Origin of the sequence: Nitrospirillum amazonense (assembly GCF_007828035.1) — a bacterium.
In the GTDB taxonomy this organism is placed as follows: Bacteria; Pseudomonadota; Alphaproteobacteria; order Azospirillales; family Azospirillaceae; genus Nitrospirillum; species Nitrospirillum amazonense.
Genome location: NZ_VITV01000001.1, coordinates 632,495 through 656,992 on the forward strand (window position 1 = coordinate 632,495; position 24,498 = coordinate 656,992).

At 69.3% G+C, this 24,498-nt stretch carries 24 protein-coding genes and 1 riboswitch; of the genes, 9 read left to right on the forward strand and 15 right to left on the reverse strand.

The features are described from left to right. Window positions 1-26 precede the first annotated feature (26 nt). The 5 genes from FBZ87_RS02725 (at window position 27) to FBZ87_RS02745 (ending at window position 3,761) form a co-directional block, all read left to right on the forward strand. Window positions 27-803: an SDR family NAD(P)-dependent oxidoreductase gene (locus FBZ87_RS02725; protein WP_145608825.1), complete on the forward strand. Its 777-nt coding sequence runs from the start codon at window positions 27-29 to the stop codon at window positions 801-803. Beyond that, window positions 800-1,195: a Rieske 2Fe-2S domain-containing protein gene (locus FBZ87_RS02730; protein ID WP_211106821.1), complete on the forward strand. Its 396-nt coding sequence runs from the start codon at window positions 800-802 to the stop codon at window positions 1,193-1,195. The genes FBZ87_RS02725 and FBZ87_RS02730 overlap by 4 nt, the downstream gene beginning before the upstream one ends. Beyond that, the gene (locus FBZ87_RS02735) at window positions 1,195-2,151 is read left to right on the forward strand and encodes an RHO alpha subunit C-terminal catalytic domain-containing protein (RefSeq protein ID WP_145608826.1); all 957 of its coding nucleotides are present in this window, start codon (window positions 1,195-1,197) and stop codon (window positions 2,149-2,151) included. The genes FBZ87_RS02730 and FBZ87_RS02735 overlap by 1 nt, the downstream gene beginning before the upstream one ends. Continuing rightward, window positions 2,148-2,708, forward strand: coding sequence for a GNAT family N-acetyltransferase (locus FBZ87_RS02740; RefSeq protein WP_145608827.1), 561 nt, complete (start codon window positions 2,148-2,150; stop codon window positions 2,706-2,708). The genes FBZ87_RS02735 and FBZ87_RS02740 overlap by 4 nt, the downstream gene beginning before the upstream one ends. A gap of 81 nt (window positions 2,709-2,789) precedes the next feature. Beyond that, window positions 2,790-3,761, forward strand: a complete 972-nt coding sequence (locus tag FBZ87_RS02745; RefSeq protein WP_145608828.1) for a rhamnan synthesis F family protein — start codon at window positions 2,790-2,792, stop codon at window positions 3,759-3,761. Window positions 3,762-3,767: 6 nt separating this feature from the next. Here the strand turns inward: FBZ87_RS02745 and FBZ87_RS02750 are convergent, their stop codons facing one another. The 6 genes from FBZ87_RS02750 to FBZ87_RS02775 form a co-directional block, all read right to left on the reverse strand. Next, entirely contained in the window at window positions 3,768-5,450 is a 1,683-nt protein-coding gene (locus FBZ87_RS02750; RefSeq protein ID WP_145608829.1) for a methyl-accepting chemotaxis protein, read from the reverse strand. A gap of 162 nt (window positions 5,451-5,612) precedes the next feature. Next, the gene (locus tag FBZ87_RS02755) at window positions 5,613-6,173 is read right to left on the reverse strand and encodes a TetR/AcrR family transcriptional regulator (protein WP_145608830.1); all 561 of its coding nucleotides are present in this window, start codon (window positions 6,171-6,173) and stop codon (window positions 5,613-5,615) included. A 3-nt stretch (window positions 6,174-6,176) separates the two neighbouring features. After that, a complete protein-coding gene (locus tag FBZ87_RS02760; RefSeq protein ID WP_145608831.1) occupies window positions 6,177-6,641 on the reverse strand; it encodes a nuclear transport factor 2 family protein in 465 nt (154 codons plus the stop codon). A gap of 119 nt (window positions 6,642-6,760) precedes the next feature. Beyond that, window positions 6,761-7,438, reverse strand: coding sequence for a 3,4-dihydroxy-2-butanone-4-phosphate synthase (gene ribB / locus FBZ87_RS02765; RefSeq protein ID WP_145608832.1), 678 nt, complete (start codon window positions 7,436-7,438; stop codon window positions 6,761-6,763). A 159-nt stretch (window positions 7,439-7,597) separates the two neighbouring features. Then, window positions 7,598-7,754: riboswitch (FMN riboswitch) on the reverse strand. A 96-nt stretch (window positions 7,755-7,850) separates the two neighbouring features. After that, the gene (locus FBZ87_RS02770; protein WP_246134198.1) at window positions 7,851-8,771 is read right to left on the reverse strand and encodes a heme-dependent oxidative N-demethylase family protein; all 921 of its coding nucleotides are present in this window, start codon (window positions 8,769-8,771) and stop codon (window positions 7,851-7,853) included. Between the two features lie 5 nt (window positions 8,772-8,776). Then, window positions 8,777-9,859 (reverse strand): 3-oxoacyl-ACP synthase III family protein, encoded by a 1,083-nt coding sequence (locus tag FBZ87_RS02775; RefSeq protein ID WP_145608833.1) that lies wholly within the window; start codon window positions 9,857-9,859, stop codon window positions 8,777-8,779. 75 nt (window positions 9,860-9,934) lie between these two features. Here FBZ87_RS02775 and pseG point away from each other — a divergent pair, with 75 nt between their 5' ends. Continuing rightward, a complete protein-coding gene (gene pseG, locus FBZ87_RS02780) occupies window positions 9,935-10,996 on the forward strand; it encodes a UDP-2,4-diacetamido-2,4,6-trideoxy-beta-L-altropyranose hydrolase (RefSeq protein WP_145608834.1) in 1,062 nt (353 codons plus the stop codon). Between the two features lie 19 nt (window positions 10,997-11,015). After that, window positions 11,016-15,107 carry a DEAD/DEAH box helicase gene (locus FBZ87_RS02785; protein WP_145608835.1) on the forward strand — a complete coding sequence of 1,364 codons (4,092 nt, stop codon included), beginning with the start codon at window positions 11,016-11,018 and terminating at the stop codon, window positions 15,105-15,107. Window positions 15,108-15,113: 6 nt separating this feature from the next. Here FBZ87_RS02785 and FBZ87_RS02790 read toward each other — a convergent pair whose 3' ends face one another. The 8 genes from FBZ87_RS02790 to pseI all read right to left on the reverse strand — a co-directional run bounded on the left by FBZ87_RS02790 (window position 15,114) and on the right by pseI (window position 21,686). After that, the gene (locus FBZ87_RS02790) at window positions 15,114-15,347 is read right to left on the reverse strand and encodes a hypothetical protein (RefSeq protein ID WP_145608836.1); all 234 of its coding nucleotides are present in this window, start codon (window positions 15,345-15,347) and stop codon (window positions 15,114-15,116) included. 71 nt (window positions 15,348-15,418) lie between these two features. Further along, window positions 15,419-16,738, reverse strand: a complete 1,320-nt coding sequence (locus FBZ87_RS02795; protein ID WP_211106822.1) for an amidohydrolase family protein — start codon at window positions 16,736-16,738, stop codon at window positions 15,419-15,421. After that, window positions 16,735-18,264 carry an amidohydrolase gene (locus tag FBZ87_RS02800; RefSeq protein WP_186454532.1) on the reverse strand — a complete coding sequence of 510 codons (1,530 nt, stop codon included), beginning with the start codon at window positions 18,262-18,264 and terminating at the stop codon, window positions 16,735-16,737. Before FBZ87_RS02800 ends, FBZ87_RS02795 begins: the two co-directional genes overlap by 4 nt. Window positions 18,265-18,521: 257 nt before the next feature. Further along, the gene (locus tag FBZ87_RS02805; RefSeq protein ID WP_145608837.1) at window positions 18,522-18,788 is read right to left on the reverse strand and encodes an acyl carrier protein; all 267 of its coding nucleotides are present in this window, start codon (window positions 18,786-18,788) and stop codon (window positions 18,522-18,524) included. After that, complete coding sequence (locus FBZ87_RS02810; RefSeq protein WP_145608838.1) at window positions 18,785-19,621, reverse strand: alpha/beta fold hydrolase; 837 nt, start codon at window positions 19,619-19,621, stop codon at window positions 18,785-18,787. The genes FBZ87_RS02805 and FBZ87_RS02810 overlap by 4 nt, the downstream gene beginning before the upstream one ends. 3 nt (window positions 19,622-19,624) lie before the next feature. Further along, a complete protein-coding gene (locus FBZ87_RS02815) occupies window positions 19,625-19,858 on the reverse strand; it encodes a phosphopantetheine-binding protein (protein ID WP_145608839.1) in 234 nt (77 codons plus the stop codon). 14 nt (window positions 19,859-19,872) lie between these two features. Beyond that, the gene (locus FBZ87_RS02820; protein WP_145608840.1) at window positions 19,873-20,637 is read right to left on the reverse strand and encodes a cytidylyltransferase domain-containing protein; all 765 of its coding nucleotides are present in this window, start codon (window positions 20,635-20,637) and stop codon (window positions 19,873-19,875) included. Beyond that, the gene (gene pseI, locus FBZ87_RS02825; RefSeq protein ID WP_145608841.1) at window positions 20,634-21,686 is read right to left on the reverse strand and encodes a pseudaminic acid synthase; all 1,053 of its coding nucleotides are present in this window, start codon (window positions 21,684-21,686) and stop codon (window positions 20,634-20,636) included. Before pseI ends, FBZ87_RS02820 begins: the two co-directional genes overlap by 4 nt. Before the next feature lie 188 nt (window positions 21,687-21,874). Between pseI and FBZ87_RS02830 the strand changes: the two genes are divergently transcribed. Next, entirely contained in the window at window positions 21,875-22,534 is a 660-nt protein-coding gene (locus tag FBZ87_RS02830) for a hypothetical protein (RefSeq protein ID WP_145608842.1), read from the forward strand. Between the two features lie 142 nt (window positions 22,535-22,676). After that, window positions 22,677-23,471: a HEAT repeat domain-containing protein gene (locus FBZ87_RS02835; protein WP_186454533.1), complete on the forward strand. Its 795-nt coding sequence runs from the start codon at window positions 22,677-22,679 to the stop codon at window positions 23,469-23,471. Here FBZ87_RS02835 and FBZ87_RS02840 read toward each other — a convergent pair. Next, entirely contained in the window at window positions 23,468-24,463 is a 996-nt protein-coding gene (locus FBZ87_RS02840) for a KpsF/GutQ family sugar-phosphate isomerase (protein WP_088873952.1), read from the reverse strand. The genes FBZ87_RS02835 and FBZ87_RS02840 overlap by 4 nt on opposite strands. Between the last annotated feature and the right edge of the window lie 35 nt (window positions 24,464-24,498).

Here is a 24,498-nt window from a genome sequence, read left to right on the forward strand (position 1 = left end):
TCGGGGCGAAAGATAAGGAAATGCCCATGCCCCAGCCCAGCGACACCCTGCACAATCCCATGAGCCTGGCCGGCCGGTCCCTGCTGGTCACCGGCGCGTCGGCCGGCATCGGCCAGGCCACGGCCGTGCTGCTGTCGCGCCTGGGGGCCCGCGTAACCCTCAACGGCCGGGACGAGGGGCGGCTGGCCGACACCCTGTCGCGCCTCACGGGTGAAGGGCACCGCGTGGCCCCCTTCGACATGGGCGACCTGGACGCCATCCCGGCCTGGATGAAGGAGCAGGCGGCCCTGTCCGGGCCCTTCGACGGGGTGGCACACTGCGCCGGCATGCAGACGCTGCGCCCCATCCGCATCTTCTCCCAGGAATTCTTCGACCAGGTGATGCGGGTCAACCTGGGCTCGTGCCTAGCACTGGCCAAGGGCCTGCGGCAGAAGGGCGTGCGGGCCGAGCGCTCGGCCATGGTTTTCATCTCCTCCACCGCCGCCACCGCCGCCTCGCCCGCCAACATCGTCTACGCCGCGGCCAAGGGTGGCATCATCGCCGCCACCAAGGGCCTGTCGGCCGAGTTGCTGCCGGACGGCATCCGCGTCAACTGCGTGGTGCCCAGCATCGTCATGACCGACCTGATCGAGCGCGGGTTCGAGAAGCTGAGCCAGGAACAGATCGACCATCTGCAGCGGCTGCAGCCCCTGGGCTTCGGCCATGTCGACGATGTGGCCCACGCCATCGCCTATCTGCTGGCCGACACCGGCCGCTGGATCACCGGCACGGCCCTGACCGTCGACGGGGGACGCACGGCGTGACGGCCCCCTGGATCAAGCTGGGCGACGCCGCCAGCGTGGCCGGCCATGGCGATTACCTGACGGGCCGGGCGCCGGATGCCGCCGGGGCCGCCATCCCCGTGGTGGTGCAGAATTTCCAGGGTGCCTTGAAGGCCTTCCGCAACGTCTGTTCCCACCGCTACGCCCTGATCCACGACCAGCCGTGCGGGCGTGGCCTGCTGCGCTGCCCCTATCACGGCTGGGTCTATGACGCCGCCGGCGTGCCCATCGGCATTCCCTTCGACGACAGCGACTTCCGCCTGGATGCGGAGGCTCGCCGCCGCCTGGCCCTGGCGCCGGTGGGCCTGGCCGTGGCCAACGGCCAGGTGTGGGTGAACGCGGACGCCGCCGCCATCTTCACGGAGCCGGCGTGATGGGGGAAATGCTGCCCGCCCGCTGGTTCGATGATCCCGATTGCCACGCCCGGGAACTGGCGGTGTTGCGTCGGCAGTGGCTGTACGTCGGCACCCGGTTCGACACGCCCCTGACACGTACGGTACTGGGCACACCCGTCACTGTGACCGCCGCGCTCACGGCCACGGATGGCCAGGGCCGCGCGCTGGAGGTGGACGCCTGCGGCGCCTTCGTCTTCGTGCGGCTGCAAGGCGGCGGCCCGGGCCTGGCCGACCACCTGGGGCCGGTCGCAGGGCACCTCGCCCGGCTGTCGGGCCAGTGCGACCAGCCCATCGCTGAGGACCACGTGGAGTTCGCCGCTAATTGGAAGGCGCTGGTGGAAAACACCATGGACGACTTCCACGGCTCCACCGTCCACCCCACCACCATCCATCCCGCCGTGCACGCCGACTGGCAGACACATCTGGAAACCACCCGCCACGGCCGGCACAGCACATCCAGCTGGCTGTTGTCCGATGGGACGGAGACATGGTGGCGGCGTATCGACGGCAAGGTGGGTCTGCGCCGCGTGGTGGACCACGCCCGCTATGACCATTGCTTCGTCTTCCCCAACCTGTACGTGGCCAGCTTTTACGGTGCCATGGTCATCACCCACACGGTGACGCCCCTGGCGCCGGATCGCAGCCGCCTGGACTGGCGCCTGTTCCTGCCGGTGACGGCCCCGGACAAGCCGGCCGTGGCCGCCTTCCGCCGGTCGCTGACCAGCGTGCTGGCGGGGTCCGCCCGTGCCGTGATCCTGGAGGACCAGCCGCTGTGCGAACGGGTGCAGCAAGGGCGGGCGGCGGCCCTGGGCCCCGGCATCCTGGGCCGGCGTGAGCGCCGCATCGCCGATTTCCATCACGCCTGGGCCCGCGCCCTGGGACTGGACGCCCCGCCGCTGCCGGCGGATGCGCCCTATGAGGAGAATGCCGTATGACCCTCAGCTATCGCCGGCCGACGGAAGAGGATGCGCGCCTGCTGCTGGACTGGCGCCTACGCCCCGACATCTCCCGCCACCTGTTCACGCAGGTTGAGGACGACATCGGGAAGCAGCGGGCCTGGCTGGCGCGCAGCAACGCGCGCGATGACTATCACCACCGCATCATGATGGTGGATGGGGTGCCGGTGGGTTACGCCTCCATCACCATCACTCATGCGGCCTGGGGTATCGCCACCCTGGGCGCCTACATGGCCGACCGGCGCGGGCGCACCGGCTCCGCCCCGCTGAATTTCGCCCACGCCCTGAATCACGTCTTCTACGCCCTGGGCCTGCGCAAGGTGGTGAACCAGGTCATGGCCGACAATGACCGTGTCCTGCGCGGCCAGACCATGCTGGGCTATCGCCATGTCGGCGTGCTGAAGGACCATGCCGTGAAGGAAGGTCAGGCATACGATGTCCACCTGTTCGAGATATCGGCGGCGGAATGGGCGGAAAAACGGCTGAAATTCAGGGAATATGCCGATTGGGATGGCCATATGTGGCCCCCTGGCTAAAAGGCGGATAGGCCGCAAGGTCTCTTGGTTAACGGTCGTGGAAGGGACAAGCAATTAGTTCCCAGGGCAAAGACCCCGACCATGATCCCGACCGGTTATCCCCCCATTATCATCCCCCGCCGCGTGGCGCTGTTCGCCCATTTCGACCGCGACGGCCAGATCGACGACCATGTCCTTTATTACCTGCGCAGCCTGCGCGAGGTGGCGGAGCGCATCCTCTTCGTATCCGACGGCGCCCTTATGGAGGGCCAGGCGGAGCGGCTGGCGGGCTTGGCCGAGCTGGTGCATGCCGGCCGCCACGGCGCCTATGACTTCGGCAGCTGGAAGCTGGGCGTCCAGGCCCTGGGCGGCGACCTTGCCCTTTATGACGAGGTCATCGTCGCCAACGACAGCTGCTATGGCGGCGTGTTCCCCTTCGCCCCGGTGTTCGACACAATGGCGGGGCGGGACTGCGACTTCTGGGGGCTGACCGATGGGCTGGTGGATGGCGACATCCGCTATCTGACCAGCAACTTCCTGGTTTTCCGGCCGGCGGTGACCGGCCATCCGGAATTCAGCCGCTTCTGGGACGAGGTGACGCGACAACCCGACAAGGCGGCCGTCTGCCGCGCCTACGAATTCGGCCTCAGCCAACGGCTGCTGGCCCTTGGTTTCCGTCCCGGCCGTTACCTGCCCCGGCCCTTTGTGGCCAAGGAGCTGTATTCCGACGTCTATTTCGACGCGTGCCTGGAAACATACCGCATGCCCCTGGTGAAGGTGGCCGTGTTCAGCCAGAACCAGCAGCGCGTGGCCCGCCTGCGTGAGCGGCTGGAGCGCATGGCCCAGTACTATCCCGTCAACCTTATCGAGGCGCACGTGGCCCGCCTGTGCGGCACCCCCCATCCCGTCATCCACGACCTGCCCTGGCGGCAGGAGCGTACGCGCCTGGCCCCGCTGCCCGGGACGTACAGGCGCAGCAAGTACAGCCGGAGCCTGCGCTGGTGGCTGTGTTACATTCGCGTCCTGGGCGTGCCGGTGTTCGCCACCGCCCGGCGGGTGCGGGCGGTGGCATAGCACGGGTCAGGCGGCCCGGATTTCCGACAGGAAGCGGACCACTTCCGACCGCAAAGCGATGGACTGGCTGCCCAGGGAGCGGGCGGCGGCCAGCACCTGGGACGCCGCGGCACCGGTCTCCCCCGCGGCCCCCGTCACCCGGGTGATGTTCGACGACACCTCCTCGGTACCCTGCGCCGCCTGGGTGACGTTGCGGGCGATTTCCAACGTAGTGGCGTTCTGTTCCTCGACCGCCGCCGAAATGGTGGCCGAAATGCCGTTCACCTCCTCGATGGTGCCACTGATGCCCTGGATGGCGGCGACGACGCCGCTGGTGGCCTCCTGCATTTCCTGAATTTGGCGGGCGATGTCCTCAGTCGCCCGCGCCGTCTGGTTGGCCAGGCCTTTCACCTCGCTGGCGACGACGGCGAAGCCCTTGCCGGCCTCGCCAGCCCGTGCCGCCTCGATGGTGGCGTTCAGGGCCAACAGGTTGGTCTGGCCCGCGATGGATTGGATCAGTTCCACCACGGTGCCGATGCGCTGCGCCGCGTCCGCCAGTCCTTGGACCAGGGTGTCGGACCGGGTCGCGGCCTGCGCCGCCTGGGACGCCACGCTGCTGGACCGGGCGGCCTGCCGGCTGATCTCCTGGATGGAGCTGGTCATCTCCTCCGCCGCCGATGCCACGGTCTGCACATTGGCGGAGGTCTGTTCCGCCGCCGCCGCCGTGGCGGCGGCCTGGGCCTTGGTGCGCTCCGCCACGTCGGTCATGCTCTGCGCGGTCGAGTCCAGTTGGACCGCGGCGCCGCTGACCGCCTCGAGAATGCCGGCGACCGCGCCGTCGAAGCTTTGGACCAGCCGGTCCACCGCCTGGGCGCGGCGCAACTTGGCCTCTTCCGCCTGGCGCTGCTCCGCCGCCAGCCGGTCCGCCTCAATGGCGTTCTGCTTGAACACGTCCAGTGCGCGGGCCATGGCACCCACCTCGTCCCGGCGCTGCAGGCCGTCGACCACGATGCCCCGGTCGCCCTCCGCCAGCCGGCGCATACGGTCGGTCAAGGCTGAGATGGGGGCCGCGATCGTACCGGACAGCATCAGCGCGGCCAGGATGGCCACCACGATCGCGGCGATACCGCCCAGCACCGTGGTCCAGTAGGTCATGTGGAAGGCCGCCTGCTGCTCATCATGCCGCTGGTCCAGCAAGTCCCGCTCCGCCGCCGTGATTTCGGCCACCTTGGCGCGGATGGCGTCCATTTGCGCCTTTCCGCCGTTCACCGACTCCAGCGTACGCGCCTGGTCCCGCTGGTCCGTCTTCATGCGCGCCACCAGCTTTTCCGCATAGTCGTTGCGCCATGCGCGGGCCAGACGGTCCATATCGTCCAGGCGCCGCTGCTGGGCCGCATTATCCGCCGTCAAGGTGCGTGCCGTGGCCATCGCCTGGGCATAGGCGCCGGCCCCGCTGTGGTAGGGGGCCAGCACCGCCTCGTCCGCCGCCACCAGATATCCCCGCAGGCCCGTTTCCTGGTCGACCAGGGCGGCAAGCGCCCCATCGACGGCGTCCAACACCTTGTAGCTGTGTGTGGTCCACCCGGTGCTGTCTTGGATGAAAGACACGCGGGTGTAGGTCAGGCCGCTGACCACGAAGGAGATGACCAGCACCAGGGAGAAGGCCGCGGCCAGTTTCCCCAGGATTCGAAGATTGCTTAGCAACGTCATGAGGCACGCTCCGCCAGGTGGATTTCACCCAGGGATTACGCAAAGAGGATAGGTTTCAGACCACAAGACCTTGGTTTTGCTACAAAGGTGGTATTTCAGACGATAGATACGCCCGCGGCCGGGGGACCGCGGGCCGAGGGAATAGGCCATTCGGACGCCCTCTTAATCGTCTGCCAAGGTCCGCCGCAGCCGCGCCAGCGTGCGGGTGAAGACACCAGTGTCGTTCAGCGCCCGCGACAACACCAGGGCGCCCTGGATGCCGGCCACCACCTCCTCCGCCTGGGTCTGGGCCTGGTCCGGGTCGCGGCCGGCCCGAACCAGGGCCCCGGCCAGGGCCCGGACCCAGGCGGCGAAATAGCCATGCACCTGTTCGGTGAACAGGTCACGGGCGTCACCCAAGGCGAAAACGCCCACGACGCACACCCGCTGGCCGGATCGGAAATAGGCGTCGGTGGCCTGGAACATGGCCTCCACCGCCTTCAAACCGTCTCCCGTCCGCTCGAGCGGCTCGAAGACGTGGGCGCGGAACCACCCGTCGATATGGGCCAGCACCACCTCCGCCATCTCGGCCTTGCCGCCGGGGAAGAAGTTGTAAAGGCTGCCCTTGCCCAGGCCCGTGCGGGCGGTGATGGCCGACAGGCTGGCGCCTTCGAACCCATGGTCGCGGAAGACCTCGGCCAGGACGGGGATGACGTCCTGGCGGTCGGCGAGGGTGCGCGCCATGGCCTACAGGCCCAGGTCGCTGAGGCCGGGGTGGTCATCCGGACGGCGGCCCAGCGGCCAGTGGAATTTGCGGTCCGCCTCCTTGATGGGGTGTTCATTGATGCTGGCGTGGCGCGCCCGCATCAGGCCGTCGGCGTCAAACTCCCAATTCTCATTGCCATAGGCGCGGAACCAGTTGCCGCTGTCGTCGCGATATTCGTACGCGAAGCGTACGGCAATGCGGTTTTCGGTGTACGCCCAGATTTCCTTAATCAGCCGGTAGTCAAGTTCCTTGGCCCACTTGCGGGCCAGGAAGGCCTCGATGGCCGGGCGGCCGGTGACGAACTCCGCCCGGTTGCGCCAGCGGCTGTCGACCGTGTAGGCCTGCGCCACCTTGGCGGGATCGCGGCTGTTCCAGCCATCCTCGGCGGCGCGCACCTTCTGGATGGCGGTCTCCAACGTGAAAGGCGGCAGGGGCGGACGGGACATCGGAACCTCCATGGATTAGGGTTTGTACCAATCGGTACGTTGTGGACCGATTGGTACAATGAAGCCCAACCTTTAGCAAGGGGCTTTTTTGCCCCGTCCGCGTTTTCAGCAGGGAGTCGTCAAGCGACGGCGCGCAGCGGGGCCGCCACCGCCACCAGATCCTCGATGCTGACCAGCGGCATGCCTTGGGTTTCGGCATACGCCACCAGGTCGGGCAGGCGGGCCATGCTGCCGTCGGGCTTCATCACCTCGCACAGCACGCCGGCGGGGATGCGACCCGCCCGGCGCACCAGGTCGATGGTGGCCTCGGTATGCCCGCGACGGGCCGCCAGCCCGCCGGGATGGGCGCGCAGGGGGAAGACGTGGCCGGGGCGGGCCAGGTCTTCCGGCTGGGCGCCATCGGCGATGGCCGTGCGGATGGTAGTGACACGGTCCGCGGCCGAGACACCGGTGGTGACGCCGGTCTTGGCCTCGATGCTGACGGTGAAGGCGGTGCCGTAGCGCGAGGAATTGGCGCCCACCATAGGCGGCAATTCCAGGACGCGGGCGTGTTCGTCGGTCAGCACCAGGCAGACGATGCCGCTGCAATCACGGATCAGCAGCGCCATCTGTTCCACCGTCAGGCTGTCGGCGGCGTAGATGATGTCGCCTTCGTTTTCACGGTCGGCATCATCGACGACGATCACGCCCTGGCCCGCCTGGATGGCGGCCACGGCGCGGGCCACCCGGGTTTCGGCGTCGCCGAACCGGGACAGCAGATCGTCGTCATGGGCGGGGGTTTGGGAAATCTGACTCAAGGGTCTCACTCCGTTGAACAATCGGGCGAGCCTGAATCAGGGCAAAAAGAGACTATGGGCGAACGGGAGGTTCCCCCGAGGCAGACCCCATCCGCGGACGCGCGCCCAAACCCGAGGCCCGGCAGGGCCCCAGGGGGTGCGCCCGCACATCGCGGGCCGGCTCATCCTCTTCCATCCGGACTGTAACCGTCGGCCCCGGCATTTCACCGGGTCTGCTGACCCCGTGGGCGTTACCGCCCCCGGGCGCTCGCGGGCTCCCCCTCCATCAAGAGGGGATACCGCCGGTCGGGATTTTCACCCTGCCCTGAGAACAAGCGTGTCGCCATCCGGCGATGGCCGGATGACCTGTCGGATAGGACAGGCCCGCGCCCACCCTGTCAACACGGGGACGGTTGGAATTTCCTCATGGGCCTTATGAGGGGCCCAGGCCTTGCGCCAAACGATCCAGGAAGCCCAGGGCGGGGCCGCCGGTGCGCAGCAGGCCTTTGTAGCGGGCCACCGGTTCCGGCACCGTGCGCAGGATGTGGGCGAACTGCGCCGCCTCGGTTGCGGTCAGGTCGGCCAGGGCGCGCTGATAGGTGCGGATGGTGAACAGCACGGCGCCGGTGGCGGGCAAGCGGCGCAGGGTCTGGCGTTCGATACGCAGGAACAGGCGGTGCGCGGCGTTGTCGGCGATGATGGCGCCATCGGCGGCGGTGTGCGCCACCTCATCCGGCTGGAACAGGGCAGAATCGTCGTTCAGGCCCCAGTTCATGCGCCATACCGGCCGTTCCGGCGCCAGGGTTTCCAGGAAGCGGTCCACCGGCCGCCCCAGTTTCTCGCCATACAGGGCGACGGGCGCGTGGATACCGGCCATGGGCCGCCCCAGCTTTTCATGCAGACGCCAACGGTTGGGAAAGCACAGCACGGCGGCCGCCAGCACCGGCACGCCATCAGAGTCCGGCAGCAACAGGCAAAGATCCTCCGCCACCAGGCGGCCGGCGACCTCCAGCGGATTGGCGCCGGCGGCCGCCAAGTCCCATACCTCCCCGGTGATGTGGCAGGTGAAACGGTGCCCCTCGCGGGCGTAGGCACGCGGGAAGTGATGGGGCAGATGGTCCGCCAGCAACGCCAGCACTTCCCCCTGGGCCGCCTCGCTGCCCGGCAGGAAGCCGGTCACGGCCCCGTGCCGCTGGGCCAGCAGCTGGCGGCGCTGCGCCAGCAGGGCGGGGCAGCTGTCGTCCACCATCAGCCACCGGGCGGGGTCCAGGGCCATCAGGCCCATGGCCATGCGCCAGTCGCCGCCGTTGAACGGCCAGCACGGCTGCTCCGGCGGCAGGTCCCAGGCGTTCACGGGCGTCAGACTTCCAGCGGCGCGAAATCGTCCGGCATCTCCGCCAGCGTGGGCTCGGCGATGGGCCCGACCTCCGCCACCAGGGTGCCCCAGGACCAGCCGACGCCGAAGCCGGCCATCAGCAGCTTCTTCGGACCTTCCGCCAGCATGGGGCCCAGGCGATGGCAGATGGCCAGCGGGACGGAGGCCGAACTGGTGTTGCCGAATTTCTCCATGTCGATCAGGAAGCGCTCGGGCGCCGCCCCGATCTTCTTGCGGATGTGGTCCAGCATCATGCGGTTGGCCTGGTGCGGGACGATCATATCCAGATCGTCCAGCGTCACGCCGGCATGCTCCATGGCCTCGCGCAGCAGCGGCGGGACGGAGCGCAAGGTGAAGGTGAAGACCTCCGCCCCGTTCAGGTGCAGGCGGGCGTCGCGGTAGAGGCGCTTGTGCTCTTCCTCCGACCAGGGTTCCTCCCCCGGGATCAGGCAGTCGCGCTTGCCGCCGGCCTTGACGAAGATGTGCTTGGCCCCGCTGCCATCCGTACCCAGGATGGCGTGGATGGGGGGGGCATCGGCATCCACCTCCAGCGCCGTGGCGCTGCCGGCGTCGCCGAACAGGGGAAGGGTGGCGCGGTCATCCGGGCGCAGCCAGCGGGCGGAATTGTCACCGGCCAGCACCAGGGCACGCCGCGCCGTGCTGCCGCCCAAGAGGCGCGCCGCCATCCAGGTACCGTAGGCGAAGCCGGAACAGCCCAGCGGCACGTCGAAGGCCGCCGTGCTGGTGGGCAGGCCCAGGCGCCGCTGCATGACCGCGGCGGTGACGGGCAGCACGTAATCAGCATCCTGGCTGACGAAGATCAGGAGATCGACCGAGGCCGGGTCCCAGCCCAGCTGTTGCATTAGCCCCTCGGCCGCCGCCACGCACATGTCGGACGCCATGTAGGGCCGGGGCAGCAGACGCCGCTCCGCCACGCCGATGGTGGCGTAGAGCTTCTTCGCCTCATCTTCCGTGAACAGGGTGTGGTCTTCCAGATAGGAATGCCGTTCCTTCGGCACCACGGCCCGGAAGCCCTTGATCCGCACGCCTTCGACGATGGCCTTCACCGCAACCCGCCCTGAGAGAAGTGTCCTTAGCTGCTATACTATGGCCATTCCCGCCCCGATGCCAAAGGCCCTCTGTTGAGCACCATCCTGATCCGCGCCGACGCCACCGCGTCCATGGGCACCGGCCACGTCATGCGCTGCCTGTCGGTGGCGGAGGCCCTGAAGGAACGGGGGATATCACCCCTGTTCGCCGCCGTGGACCTGCCGCCGGCCCTGGCGCATCGCCTGGATGCCGCCGGCTTCGGCGTAAGCCTGGTGCCGGGCCCGGCGGCAAGCGGGGCGGATCTGGCCGGCCTGGCCGAACAGATCCGCCGGCACCACGCCGGCGCCGTGATCCTGGACGGTTATCACTTCAACGATGACTATCGTGCCGGACTGGCGGCGCTGGGCAAACCGGTCATGGCCTTCGATGACGGGCCGGGGACGCGGCCCTTGCACGCCCATATGATCGTGAACGCCGGCGCCGCCGTGGACGCCGCCGCCTATCGGGCCGCCAACCCGCATGCGGTCCTGGCGCTGGGGCCCGCCTATGCCCCCCTGCGGGCGGAGTTCCGCCGGGCGCGCGGCCAGGCCCTGCCCCCCCTGGACAGCCGCGGCCGCCTATTGCTGACCTTCGGCGGCACCGACCCGGCGGGCCTGACGCTGCCCTGCCTGAAGCGCCTGGCCCCGGCCCTGCCCGCCGGCGTCGGCCTGGACGTGGTGGTGGGCGGCAGCAACCCCAACACCGACTGCATCCGCACCGCCGGAGACCGCTACCCCAACACGGTTGTCCATGTGGAAACACCGCGCATGGCCGACCTGATGCGCGAGGCCGGCCTGGCCCTGTCCGCCGCCGGCGGCACGCTGGGGGAGCTGGCCTGCCTGACGGTGCCCACGCTGCTGGTGGTGGTGGCGGACAACCAGGCCAGCAGTGCCGGCGCGGTGGCGGCATCGGGCAAGGCCCGAGTCATCGATGCACGCAGCATGGACAAGGCCGAGGCGGCGGAGCGCATCACGGCCGACGCCCTGGCGCTATGGGCCGATGCCGACGCACGCGCGGCCCTGAGCCACCGTATAGGCGAGGGCGATGACGGCCACCTGGTGGATGGGTTGGGCGCGGTGCGCATCGCCGACGCGTTGCTGGCCCTGCCAGGCTGATCGCCGTTATGGTCGCCGCATGACCCCGCCCGATCTCGACGCGCTTTCGCCGCTAGACCGCATCCTGCTGCGCCTTATCGCCCTGATCGGCCCGCTGCCGCCGGCCCGCGCGCTGCTGGATTGCCTGAACCAGGCGCGCGTTAGTCCGGCGCTCTGGACCCATGAGGCGTTGACCGAGGCGCAGAACAGCCTGCGCCGACACGGCCTGCTGAACAACAAGATGGCCTGCGCGCCCGCGCTGGCCCACACCGTGGCGACCACGGCGCTCGAAACGGCGGAGGGCAAGGCCCTGGCCATCGCCATCCGCACCCAGTTGCCCGGCGACTCGAAAAGCTATTGGGACCCCAAGCTGGTGGAGATCGATTTCGCGCGTGGCCTGAGGTTGGCCGCGTTGCAGAACGATGGGGCGGAGGTCCAGCGCCTGCTGGGCCTGGTCAGGCGTCCCGCCCATGCGCTGCCGGAGCTGTTCAATCGCCATTTCACGCTGGTGCCGCTGGGGGTCGACTGGCTGGCCGGACGCGCGCCGGTGATCCAGGCGACGCTGCTGGCGGCGAAGCTCGGCCATTGGATGGCCACGGCGGAAATGTCGCCGGATTTACCGGCCCTGGTGGACCACGCCCAGGCGCACCCGATCCTGCGCCGCGATTGCTTCACCCTGATCGCCGACTTCCGGCTGTTGAGCGGGCAATTGCCAGCGTTGCAAGCGTTGCTGGCGGATGCGCCGACGCCGGAGGCGGCCCTGCCCTATGCCGCCGCCCACGCCCTGCTGTCGGAGGACGCGCCCCGGGCCCGTGCGCTGTTCGGCGAGGCCGTGACGCAGCACCGCCGGGCCCTGCGCAAACGCAAGGGCGGCCTGCCTGGACACCTTGGCGTGCTGCATCTGTGTGCGCAATTGGCTGGGGGCGACCCGGCCCAGCACGCCGCCATCCCCGCCCTGGCGCAGGACATGGCCCAGGCGGGGCAGATCCCCCTGGGCTCCATGGCCGTCGAGGCCCTGGCCAGCCTGGCCGCCAACAAGCCGGAAGCGGCGCTGAACGGCGTGAAATGGTTGCTGAGCGCCACCGACACCATGGCACGGCCCTCCCCCCTGGGCCTAGGGCTGGTGGCCGTGGCGGCGGCCGTGGTGGATGCGACGCTAGCCCGCCAGCATGCCGACGCCTGGGACCAGTGGTTCCGCCATCTGGCCCCCACCATGCCCCTGGCCGCCGACCTGATGGCGGAGGTGCTGGCCCGGGTGGCCAACGACCCGACCCCCTATCAAACCCATCTGGCGCGGCCCGACAGGTGGGTGACGCTGCGCTTCTTGACCCTGCTGCCGGTCAAGGAACCGTGGGAGCGGGCGCTGGAGAGCCTGGAGGTGCTGCTGGAACCGCCGGCGCCGGTAGAAAAGAAGATGACGGGCAAGCGCCTGGCCTGGCTGGTCGATCCCAGCAGCGGCGCGGTGGAGCCGGTGGAACAGGTGCAGCAGCGCGGCCCGACCAAAAGCCCGACCCAGGGCTGGAGCGTAGGCCGGCCCATCCCGCTGAAGCGCCTGTACCAGGGTGACGCCCAGCTGAGCTATCTGGATGAGTTCGACCGGCGGGTCATCGCCACCATCGCCCGCGATTACGACGGCTGGGGCCACGGCCGCTCCCGCTACGACTATTTTCTGCCACCACGCGACACGCTGCCGGCCCTGGTGGGCCATCCCCGCGTGTTCTATCGCCGCCAGCCGGGACCGCCGGTGGAGCTGGTGCTGGCGCGGCCGGAGCTGGTGCTGGCCGGCACCCGGGGCGGCTACCGCCTGGCCCTGTCGCATCCGGCCGAAGAGGTGGACGCCATCATCGAGGTGGAGGGGCCCACCCGCTGGCGTGTGGTGGTGATCGACGACAAGGCCGTGGCGGCGGGCAAGCTGCTGGGCGCGGACGGCATCACCGTGCCGGCCATGGCGCGCGACCGCCTGGCCGCCATCGCGCGCTCCCGCATGCCCGACCTGCCGGTGCGGGTGGAGGCCGCCGACCTGGACGAGGGCCGGACGGAGGCGGGCGACCCCGCCCCGGTGGTGCGGCTGCGCCTGCTGGACCCTGGTTTGAAGGTCTCGCTGGTCGTGCGGCCGCTGGGCCCCGATGGCCCCCATTTCGCACCGGGCCAGGGCAGCCGGCGCGTCACCGGCAACGGCCGGCGCGCCCTGCGCGACTTGGCGGCGGAGGAACGCCTGGCCCAGGCCCTGGCCGACGCCTGCTTCAGCCTGGGTGGCGAAGGCCGGGAATGGGAGCTGGAAGGCCTGAGCGCCGCGCTGGAATTCCTGAGCGAGCTGAAGGCCCTGCCCCAACCGCCGGCCCTGGAGTGGCCGGAGGGGCAGAAGCTGACCCTGCGCGGCGACGAGGCCGGCACCAGCCATTTCAGCACCACAGTCAAAAGCACCGAAAGCTGGTTCGCCGTGGCCGGGACCCTGAAGCTGGACGAAGGGCTGGTGCTGGACCTGAAGGATTTGCTGATCCGGCTGGAGGACGCGCCCGGCCGTTTCGTGCCCCTGGGCGACGGCCAGTTCGTGGCCCTGGACCGCCATTTCCGCCAGCAGCTGGATCGCCTGCTGCGCATTGGGGGAACAAAGGTGCCGCGCGCGGCCGGTACCGCCCTGCGCGGCCTGGTCGAGGAAGCGGCCTCGGCCCAGGTGGACCAGGCTTGGCGCGCCTTCATCCAGAACCTGGACGACGCGGCGGCCTGGCAGCCGCGCCTACCCAACGGCCTGACCGCCGAACTACGCGACTACCAGGCGGAGGGTTATTTCTGGATGAGCCGGCTGGCGCGCCTGGGGGCGGGCGCCCTGCTGGCCGATGACATGGGCCTGGGCAAGACGGTGCAGGCGATAGCCCTGATGGCGGCCAAGGCCGGCGACGGCCCCATGCTGGTGGTGGCCCCCACCTCCGTCGCCGGCAACTGGCAATCGGAACTGGCGCGCTTCGCCCCCGGCCTGACCGTCCACCGCCTGGCCGAGACGGGCGGGCGGCAGGAGGTGCTGCGCGCCCTGGGGCCCGGCGACGTGCTGGTCACCACCTATGGCCTGCTGGTGCGGGAGGAAGCCTTGCTGGCGGCCGTGCCCTGGGCCGTGGCCGTGCTGGATGAGGCGCAGGCCATCAAGAACCCGGATACGCGCCGCGCCCAGGCCGCCCGCGCGGTGAACGCCGGCTTCCGCCTGGCCCTGACCGGCACGCCGGTGGAAAACGACCTGGAAGAGCTGTGGAGCCTGTTCCAGTTCACCAACCCCGGCGTGCTGGGCAGCCGCAAGACCTTCGCCCAGCGCTTCGGCACGCCCATCCAGGCGGCGCGCAGCCCTGGCGCCCGCGCGGCCCTGCGCGCGGTGGTCCAACCCTTCCTGCTGCGCCGGACCAAGGGCGCCGTGCTGGCCGAACTGCCGCCGCGCACGGAGCAGACCCTGCTGGTCGAGCGTGGGGCGGAGGAGATCGCCTTTTACGAAGCGTTGCGCCGCCGCGCCTTGGAAAAACTGGAGGAGATGTCGGGAGAGCGATCCCGCATCCATATCCTGGCGGAGATCACGCGCCTGCGGCAGGCCTGCTGCCACCCCGACCTGGTGGCGGCCGACGCGCACCTGCCCTCGGCCAAGCTGGACGCCTTCCTGGAACTGGTGGAAGAACTGCGCGAGGGCGGCCACCGCGCCCTGGTGTTCAGTCAGTTCATCGGCCACCTGGACCGCGTGCGCACCGCCCTGGACCGCATGGGCGTCACCTATCAACTGCTGGACGGCAGCCTGGCGGCGGCGGAGCGGCAGCGGCGGGTGGCGGCCTTCCAGGCGGGCGAGGGCGATCTGTTCCTGATCAGCCTGAAGGCCGGCGGCGTGGGCCTGAACCTGACGGCGGCCGACTATGTCATCCACCTGGACCCCTGGTGGAACCCGGCCGTGGAGGACCAGGCCTCCGATCGCGCCCACCGCATCGGCCAGCGCCGGCCGGTGACCATCTATCGCCTGATCCTGAAGGGCAGCATCGAGGAGGGCATCGTGGCCCTGCACGGTCGCAAGCGCGACCTGGCCGACGCCCTGTTGCAGGACGCCGACACCGCTGGGTACTTGTCGGATGAGGATCTGCTGGCCCTGATCCGGGGTGTGGGGTGAATCCGCCTACCAGTGCCGGTCCACCCAGATCCACGCTTCGATGAAGCCGCCCAGGACGGCCAGCAAGGCCACGGTCAGGCCCAGGCTGCGGGCGAATTCGCCGAACTCGCCCTGCTTATGGGCGCTGCGGGCGGTCAGCACCAGGTAGGCCGCCACCATGGCACCGATGATCACCCAGACGGAGACGCCGTGGATCCAGCCGCTGACGGTGTCGCTGAGGTCGTAGTACCAGTCGGGCATGGGGCCGGGTCCAAGAGAAAAGGGCGGGGCGCCCCGTCGGAACACCCCGCCCCCCCTTTAGACGATAATGCTCAGTTGCGATAGGCCGGCGGCAGGGCCGCGTCGGGCGTCTGGTAGCGATGGGCCAGATCCTGTGCCCGACTGGTCAGGGGCGCCTCGGTCCCGCGGACGAAGACATGCTCCGCCACCGACAGGATTTCCAAGGGGTCGCCGGACCACACCACCAGGTCGGCGTCACGGCCGGGCTCGATCGAGCCCGCCCGGTCACTGAAGCCGAAGACCTTGGCCGGGGTGGCGGTGATGGCCGCCAGCGCCGCCGGCCACGGCATGCCGTGGGCGACGGCGTTGCCGGCGTTGTAGCGCACCTGGCGGGCGTAGTGGCCGACGTAGGGCCCCTTGATCACCACGGTGGCACCGGCCGCCTGCAGGATGGCGGCGTTTTCCAGGCGCGCGTTCAGGCTTTCGAAGTCACGCGGCAGGTTGGCCAGGGGATCGACCACCACAGGCACGCCCGAGGCCGCGATCTCCGGCGCCATCATCCAGCCTTCCTCCACCCCATCCAGGATGAGCTTCAGCTTCAGGCGCTTGCCCAGTTCCAGGGTGCGGCGGATGTCGGCGACCCGGTGCACGCCCACCAGCAGGGGCATCTTGCCCTGGATGACCGGCAGCAGGGCCTCAAGGTCCTCCTTGCTCTGGCGGTAGGGCCGGTGGGTGCCGTGCTCATACCCGCCCTTGTTGGCGGCGTAGCTGGCCGCCTCCTCCAAGCTGGATTCCAGCAGTTGCAGCACGCCGCCATGGCTGCCGCCCAGATGCTCCATGGCCTCGATACCCACATCGACCACCAGCACGGCGCGGCGCTTGGTGATGCTGTCCGTGCCGCCGGACATGTCGACCACGGCCGCCTGGCCGGCGAACAGCTTTTCCCCCTTCTTTTCGCCCCGTCCCGACAGCTCCGGCGTGACCAGGGCCCGGGTGACGCCGCCCACGCGGGCCACCGGCACCAGCATGGAGGCGGGGTTGATGCCCAGCGACACGTCGAAGGACGCCGACATCTCGGCCGTCGCCCCGGCGAAATCGTTGCTGGAGGCCTCGCCCTCCACCTCGCCGGCGCCCAGGCTGGTGTCGCTGGCCACCAGGCCCGGCGTCACGATGTGGCCCTTGGCGTCCACCCGGCGCGCGTCGGCCGGAATGGATACCGAGGCGCCCACCGCCTGGATACGGCCATCGCGGATGAGGATGGTGCCGGACGGAATCTCCCCCGCCGGACCCATGGTCTCGATACGCGCGTTGGTGATGGCCACCGTCTCGGCGCCGGCGGCGCCGGCCAGCAGGACCAGGGATGAGGCCGCGGCCATCAGGGTATGGCCCATTAAGGTGTGACGGCGGCTCATTGCGGCTGCTCCGTGCTGGTGGTCAAGACGGGGCGGCCGGGTCCGACGCCCTGGGGCCCGGGATGGGCAGGCCCGGTCTGGCCCAGTTCGAAGTCGGACTTGGGTTGTGCCGCCGGGTCATGGCGATCGTAGACCAGGGCGCCGTCGATGAAGACTTGGTCGGCCGTGGCGTAGACGCTGAAGGGATCGGCGCTCCACAGCACCACGTCCCCCATCTTGCCGGGTTCCAGCGTGCCGGTCTTGTCCAGCACGCCGATGGACTTGGCGGGGTTGGCCGTCACCCACTTGATGGCCTCGGCCTCGTCGATCTGGATACCCATGCGCCGGCCGGCGGCCAGGGCGATGGTCGCCTCCTGCACCAGGTGCTGGGTCAGGATGTCATCGTCGGAGTGGATAACGGTGCAGACGCCGGCCTTCTGCAGCAGGGCGGCATTCTCCTCGATGCCGTCGTAGGCCTCCATCTTGAAGCCCCACCATTCGCCCCAGGTGGCGACGCAGATGTCCTCCTTCTTCAGGATGTCGGCGATCTTGTAGGCCTCCGACCCATGGTGGAACATGGCGATGTGGAAGCCGAACTCGTGCGAGATGTCGATCATCTGCGCCATCTCGTCAGCGCGGTAGCAGTGGTTCTGCACCAGGATGCTGCCGTCCAGCACGCCGGCCAGCGTGTCCATCTGCAGGTCGCGCTTGGGCGCGTCGGGCGCCTTGTCGCCCTTGCCCGCCTTGTAGTCGGCCAGCTTGCGGCGGTAGTCGTCCCACTTGCGGCGGTATTCCTGGGCGTCGATCCAGGCCTTGCGATAGCCGAAGACGTTGCCCATGCGGGTGGCCGGGGTGCGACCCTTGCTGCCGTAGACGCGCTTGGGGTTCTCACCGCAGGCCATCTTCAGCCCATAGGGCGCGCCGGGGAACTTCTTGTCCTGCACCGTGCGGCCGGGCACGTTCTTCAGGATGACGGCGCGACCGCCGAACAGGTTGGCCGAACCCGGCAGGATCTCCAGCGTGGTGATGCCGCCTTCCAGCGCGCGGATGAAGCCCGGATCCTGCGGCCAGACGGAATGTTCGGCCCATACCTGCGCGGTGTTGGGGTCCGTCATCTCGTTGCCGTCGGAATTGGCCCAGACGCTGGGCGTGGCATAGACGCCCAGGTGGCTGTGGGCGTCGATGATGCCCGGGGTCACGTACTTGCCATGGGCGTCGACGACCTTGGCGCCGGCCGGCACCGCGATGTCCTTGCCCACCGCCGCGATCTTGCCATCCACCAGCACCACCGTGCCGCCGTCGATGCGGGCGCCCGTGCCGGTGAAGATGGTGGCGCCCACCAGGGCCGTCGCCACCGACGGCAGGGGATGGTAGGTGCTGGGGAAGGGGTTCTTGTCATCGGCCGGATCGAGGCCGGCGTAGACCGGCTTGTCCTTGCCTTTGTCAGCCGGGGATGCGGCCGGGCTGTCCTGGTGCGCGCTGGAAGCGCAGGCGCCGAGCAGCGCCAGTGCGGCCACCAGCGGGACCACGCGATGGTGTCGTTTCATGGAAGTATCGTCTTCCCGTTCTGCCGGGTGCCCGAAAAGGCGCCCGCCCCGGGATGGGAACGCCGCCTTCGCCCCTGTTGATTGTTGTAACGCCCCAAGGGGTTAAGGCAGGCCGCCTCAAAAAAGCGCACTGCTTCAACCTTGTTGATCAGGCTAACAGAGGCCGGGGCGCCTGGAAACGGCGCGATACAGTTCCGTTACAAATCGGATAGAGTATCCGATCTGTTCCCGATGCGCCGGCGGCGGACGCAGCGGTATTACGCTTCCAGGTACAGCGCCGCCAGTTCGCCGGCGGTGGTGAACTGGCGAAAGCCGGCCCGGAAGGGATCCATGCCGGTCAGCTGCTCCAGCGCCACCAGCAGGGTGGCGAGGTCCAGGCTGTCGAAGGGCAACCCGCCGTCCAGGAACCGTGTCTCCGGCCCGAAGGATCCGGTCCAGGCCTCGCCCTTGTCGGCCAGGATCTTCAGGACCTCACTATGGATCAGCGCGAGCATGGCGCCCTCGTTCAGTCCGATCGTGCTCATGCGTGGAACTCCGTCAGCAGGGCATTGACCCGCGTGGCCGCCTGCGCCTGGGGCATGTGGCCGACGCCGGGCAAGCGATGCAGGATGATATGGGGTGGGATGGCGCCTGCCTCCGGCGGCGGCACGATATCGTCGGCCTCGCCCCAGATCAGCTGCAGCGGCGGCAGCGGCTGGGTCCAATCGAACTGCCGCGGGGCGGCGTCGATGTCGGCCACCAGTCGGTCCAGCAGCCGGGTCAGCGGGCCGCGCGCCACGGGGTCCGCCAGGCGGGACAGGAAGGCGCGCGCCAGCACGTCGCGGTTGGGCGGCGCCCCCGCGAACAGCCGGTCGATCAAGGCGCGGGCCTGGTCCAAGGTCTCCAGCGTGCACAGCGCGTGCAGGAAGGCCGCATCCACCCGGCTGCCCAGCCCGGCGCAGGCGATCAGGCTCATGCGGCGCAGCCGGTCCGGATGGCGTTCGGCCAGCAGCAGGCTGACCCTGCCGCCCATGGAATGGCCGATGATGTCAGCCTTGTCCACGCCGGCGGCGTCCATGAGCCGCACCACCCAGTCGGCGACACCGCCCAGGCCGGACGGCACGTCGAGGGTGGAGGCGCCATGGCCCGGCAGATCCACGGCCAGCACTCGGCGGCCGATTGACCCCGGCGCACCCTTCACCAGCGCCTGGATGTTGAATTGCCAGGACAGCGCGTCGCCGCCGAAACCGTGGATCAGCACCAGCGGCGCGTCGCCGGTCTCCTTCGGGCCCCGGTCGACGGCGGCGCCGGGGCCGCCGGCGAAACGCAGCATGCGGCGGCCCGCCAGCAGCCGTTCCGGCTCAGTCCCTGAACTCACCGGTCAGGCCGTGACGTGGTCCGACACCAGGGCCAGCAGGTCGTCCACGGTCTTGGCCTTGGCCAGATCCTCGCCCGCCACCACGGTGTTGAACTTCTCGTCCACCAGGGCGATGAAGCTGATGACCGCCAGGCTGTCCCAGCTGTCGATGTCATCCAGCGTTTCGCCGCCCTTCAGGGTGCCGGGGTCCAGCTCCAGCATCTCATCCAGCGCCGCCAGGAATTCGTTCCGGTTCATCTCTTCTTTTCCTCTCAAGCCAAGGGTTTCTGCACCACGTCGCGGTTCAGCAGCACCCAATCGGGGTGCCGGCGCAGCACGTCCAGACAATCCGTCCAGGTGAAGTGCGGCTTGGCCGGCAGCAGGGTTTCAAGCAAACGGCGGACCAGTTGGAAGTCCTCCACCGTGTCCACGCACCAGCGCTGCGGCCCCATCTCCACCGGCGCCGGGCCTGCCGGCGGCAGGGAACCCAGGCGGAAACGGTCCGGCCGGCGGTAGATGAAGGGCGTCACATGCTCACGCTCGAACGGTTCCCTTGCCTCTTGCCACGCCGCCTGCAAGGCCGTCATTGATATGGCTTCGGCGTCCAGGCCGCGCGGGTAATAGCCGATGTCAACGGAGGCGTGGTCCAGCGGCGGGTCCGCCGCCAGGAAAAGGGTCAGCAACTGGTCGATCAGGCCAGGGTCGATCAGGGGGCAATCGCCCGTCACCCGGACCGCCACATCGGCATGATGGGCAAGGGCGGCCCGGCAAAAACGATCCAGCACGTCATGCTCGCTGCCCCGGAAGCAGGCGACGCCCAGGACGCGGCACTGGTCGGCGATGGCGTCGTCGGCCGCGCGGTCGCTGGTGGCCACCACGACCTCATCCACCAGGGCGGCACGGCGCAACCGCTCCACCTGGTGGGCCAGCAGCGTCCGGCCCGCCACGGTCAGCAGCACCTTTCCCGGCAGGCGGGTGGACCCCATGCGCGCCTGGGTGATGCAGACGACCCGGTGCTTTTGGGCCGCGGCCGTCACGGCTGGACCATCCCCCAGTCCAAAGGCTGGCCGGCATCGATATCCCGGGTGGCGCGGGCGCCCAGCACTTGGTCCAAATGCTTGGGCGACAGCCCCAGGCCCGGGCGGACGGAGCGGACGTTGGCCGGCGTGAACACCTCCCCCGCCTTCACGGGAGCGGAGACGTAGAGCGAGCGGCGGAAGGACCGGCCGCCGGCCTCGGACGGCTTGACGGCATAGCCGACCTGGCCCAAGGCGGCATGGGCCACGCGGCAAGCGTCGGCCATGGCCTTGAACTCCCCCGGTTCCAGGGAGAAGGAGGCGTCGACGCCGCCCTCGGCCCGCGACAGGGTCAGATGCTTCTCGATAACGATGGCGCCCAGCGCCACCGCCGCCACCGGCACGGCGATGCCATGGGTGTGGTCGGACAGGCCGGTGGGCACGCCGAAGGCCTGGGCCAGGTGAGGGATGGTGCGCAGGTCGCATTCCTCCGGCGGGGTGGGATAGCCGCTGGTGCAATGGAGCAGCACGGGGTCGGGCGTGCCCGCCGGCGCCGCCTCGCGCGCGGCCGTCACCGCGTCGTCGATCTCACCCAAGGTGGCCATGCCGGTGGAGATGATCAGCGGCTTGCCCTTGGCGGCTGCGTAACGGATCAGCGGCAGGTCCACGATTTCATAGGAGGCGATCTTGAACGCCGGCGCGCCCAGCCGGTCCAGCAGATCCACCGCCGTGGGATCGAAGGGTGAGCTGAAAATGGTGATGCCGATCATGGCGGCATGGGCGAACAGCTGGGGATGCCAGGCCCAGGGGGTGTGCGCCTCCTCATACAGCTCATGCAGGCTGCGGCCATCCCAGGGACCGCCATGGATCTGGAACTCCGGGCGGTTGGACTTCAGGGTGATGGTGTCGGCCGTGTAGGTCTGCAGCTTGACCGCGTCCGCACCCGCCGCCTTGGCGGCATCGATCAGGCGGATGGCGCGCTCGATCTCCCCCTTATGGTTGCCGGACATCTCGGCGATGAGATACGGCACCTGGCCGGTGCGGAAGGTGAGACGGGCGGGATCGGACATGGCGCGGACCCTTGGGCGGCGGCGGATTGCTCACAATGCTGTCACCCTTGATAGCACTTCGCGGGGGGCCGCTGGAATGGCGCTGCGGAGGACGGACCGCCACCAACCGGCCCACTGTCCCGCCAGGCGTCATCGACACCAAAGAAGTTGCTTATCGCGCAACTTGCGCTCATGCTGAGTTGTGGACGGTGGTGCAAGACATCCCACGGGGCGAGGTCATGACGGCGGAGCATTCGGGTTTTGACGGCGAAAGCGCCGGCGCGCGCAACCTGATCAGCGGGAAGCCGCGCCACTGGCCCTATCGATTGGCCGGGGAGCTGCTGCGCCTTCGGGCCGAGGGTCTGCGGCGACGGTGGGCCAAGGGCACTCGCGGGCGGACGCCCGAGGGGGCGACAATGGTGGATGAGGCCCTGCTGATGGAATTGGGGACGGCGATCCTGGCCGTGACGACCGCGATCAACACCCAGCTGGTGGCCAGTTGGCAATCGCCTGATGATCCCTGGACGCCCAAGGCCATTCAGGCGGCCTGCGACGCCGTGGCCGCCGCGGCGGTGACGGCCGTCGCCTGGGGCGAAAAGGTCCGGGCCCTGCCGCCGTCGCCGCTGACGGATGCGGTTCGTCCGCTGCTGCTGGAGCAGGTGGACCATTTCCTGACCGAGTTCGAGGCGATACCCAAGCGGTTCTCGGGCCTGTCCCTGGTGCTGGCCTTCGGGGGGCCGCCGCGCCTGCGCATCACCTTCACGTCGCCCCCGGGGTGGAAGCGGCGATTCAAGGCCGCCATGCGGCGGGCGCGATCCCTTATCGTGCAGGAGGCGCTGGCCGAGATGCGCGCGCGGCGGTCCGCCTGAACGGCCCCCTTTCCAGACGTACAGGGTTCGCCCGTGCGGGCTTGCCTGTCGGCGTCCTTGATCGCACGCTCGTCTGGATGGGTTGGCCCGGATCGGGCTGGAACCACGTGTCGAGGTCGAGGCCGCAATGCCGTCAACGCCCTTGGAAACCAGTCAAAGCGACCTTCCCTCCATTGACAGCCTGATCGAGGCGGCGGTGGCGGAGATGCGGCGCGACGATGACCGCACGCCGGCCCTGGTGGCCCTGCAGGGCATGGGCACCCAGGCTGGGCTGGCCCGCATCCTGGACCTCAGCCGTTCACCTGAGCCGATCCGCCGGCGCCTGGCCGCCGTCGTCCTGGGGCAGATGCATGGCCCCGGCCAGCGCAGTGACGAACGCGCCTTTCCCGAACCGGCGTGCAGCGTCCTGCTGCGTCTGCTGGACGATGAGGACGCCGGCGTCATGGTCGATGCGATCTTCGCCCTGGGCCATCTGGGCAACCGGCGCTGCGACCCGGTCCTGGCCGCCCGCTGCCACCATGAAGATCCGCACGTCCGCTACGCCATCGCCTTTGCGCTGTGCGGCAGCACCACGCCGGTGGCGGTGGAGGCCCTGCTGGCCTTGATGGAGGACGTGTACGACCAGGTACGGGACTGGGCGACCACCGGGATTGGGCAGACCACCGAATTGGACGGCCCGGAGATTCGCGCAGCCCTGCTGCGCCGGGTGGATGATGAGGATGTGTTCACCCAAGCGGAAGCCATGCATGGCTTGGCACGGCGGCGGGACGCGCGGGTACTGCCGCCCCTGATCCACGCCCTGAGCCACGAGCACCTGATGCCCCACCTGTTCGTCGATGCCGCCTTCGCCTACCTGGGCCTGGAGCAGGACACCGACATCACGGAAGCGGACCTGATGGCCCGCCTGCGGGCGTTGCTGGAAAGCGAGACGCCTTAGCCGGCGGTGCGCGCCACGTCCAGGCCGGCCAGGTCATGCATGCGCAGCAGGCCCAGCACCTTGTTGTCCGCATCCACCACCGGCAGGACATAGACCTGCGAGGGGCTTTCCATCTGGGCCAGCGCCGCCATGGCGGTGGTGCCGGTGCGGCAGGTGCGCGGCTTGGGCGTCATCAGGGCGCGGGTATCGCGGTCCAGCAGATCCTTGCCCACGCGGGCCAAGCCGCGGCGGATGTCGCCATCGGTGATAAGGCCCAGCAGCCGGTCATCGGCATCAACCACCAGGGCGGCGCCGGCAGGGTGGCGCGTCATTTCCAGCAGGGTTTCCAGGATGGGCCGGTCGGGGCCCACCAGGGCCACATGATCCGGAGCCCTGGCCATCAGGTCATCGACATAGGCGCCCAGCACCACGCCCAGGGTACCACCGGGATGGTTGCGGCCGAAATCCTTGGCGGTGAAGCCCTTTTCCGTCGCCACCGCCACCACCAAGGCGTCGGCGAAGGCCAGCATGGCGGTGGTGCTGGCGGTCGGCAGCTTGGTGTCCGTCGCCTCGGACTCCACATGGACCTTCAGCGTCCAGTCGGCCATGCGCGACAGGGTGGAAGGCACGCGCCCCACCATGGCCGCCACCTTGACGCCGCGCGGCTGCGCCGCCTTGGCCACGTCCACCAGTTCCTGGGTCTGGCCGCTGTTGGACAGCAGGATCAGCAGGTCGCCCTCGCGCAGCAGGCCCAACTCGCCATGCAGGCTGTCGATGGCGCTGTAATAGAAGGCGCGGGCGCCGATGCTGGCCAGCTTGCTGGCGAACTGGCGGGCCACCAGGCCCGACTTGCCGATGCCGGCCACCAGCGTGTTGCCGTGTTCACCGCAGATATGCTCGACAACGTTCAGGAAGTCGCCATCCAGCGCCTCCACCTGGTGCAGGACGGCGTTGGCCTCGATGCGCAACAGATCGGAAGCGGCGGCGAGAACGGCGGCGCGGTCGATGGTCATGCGGACGGTATCCATTCCCTTGAGAAGGCTGGCGG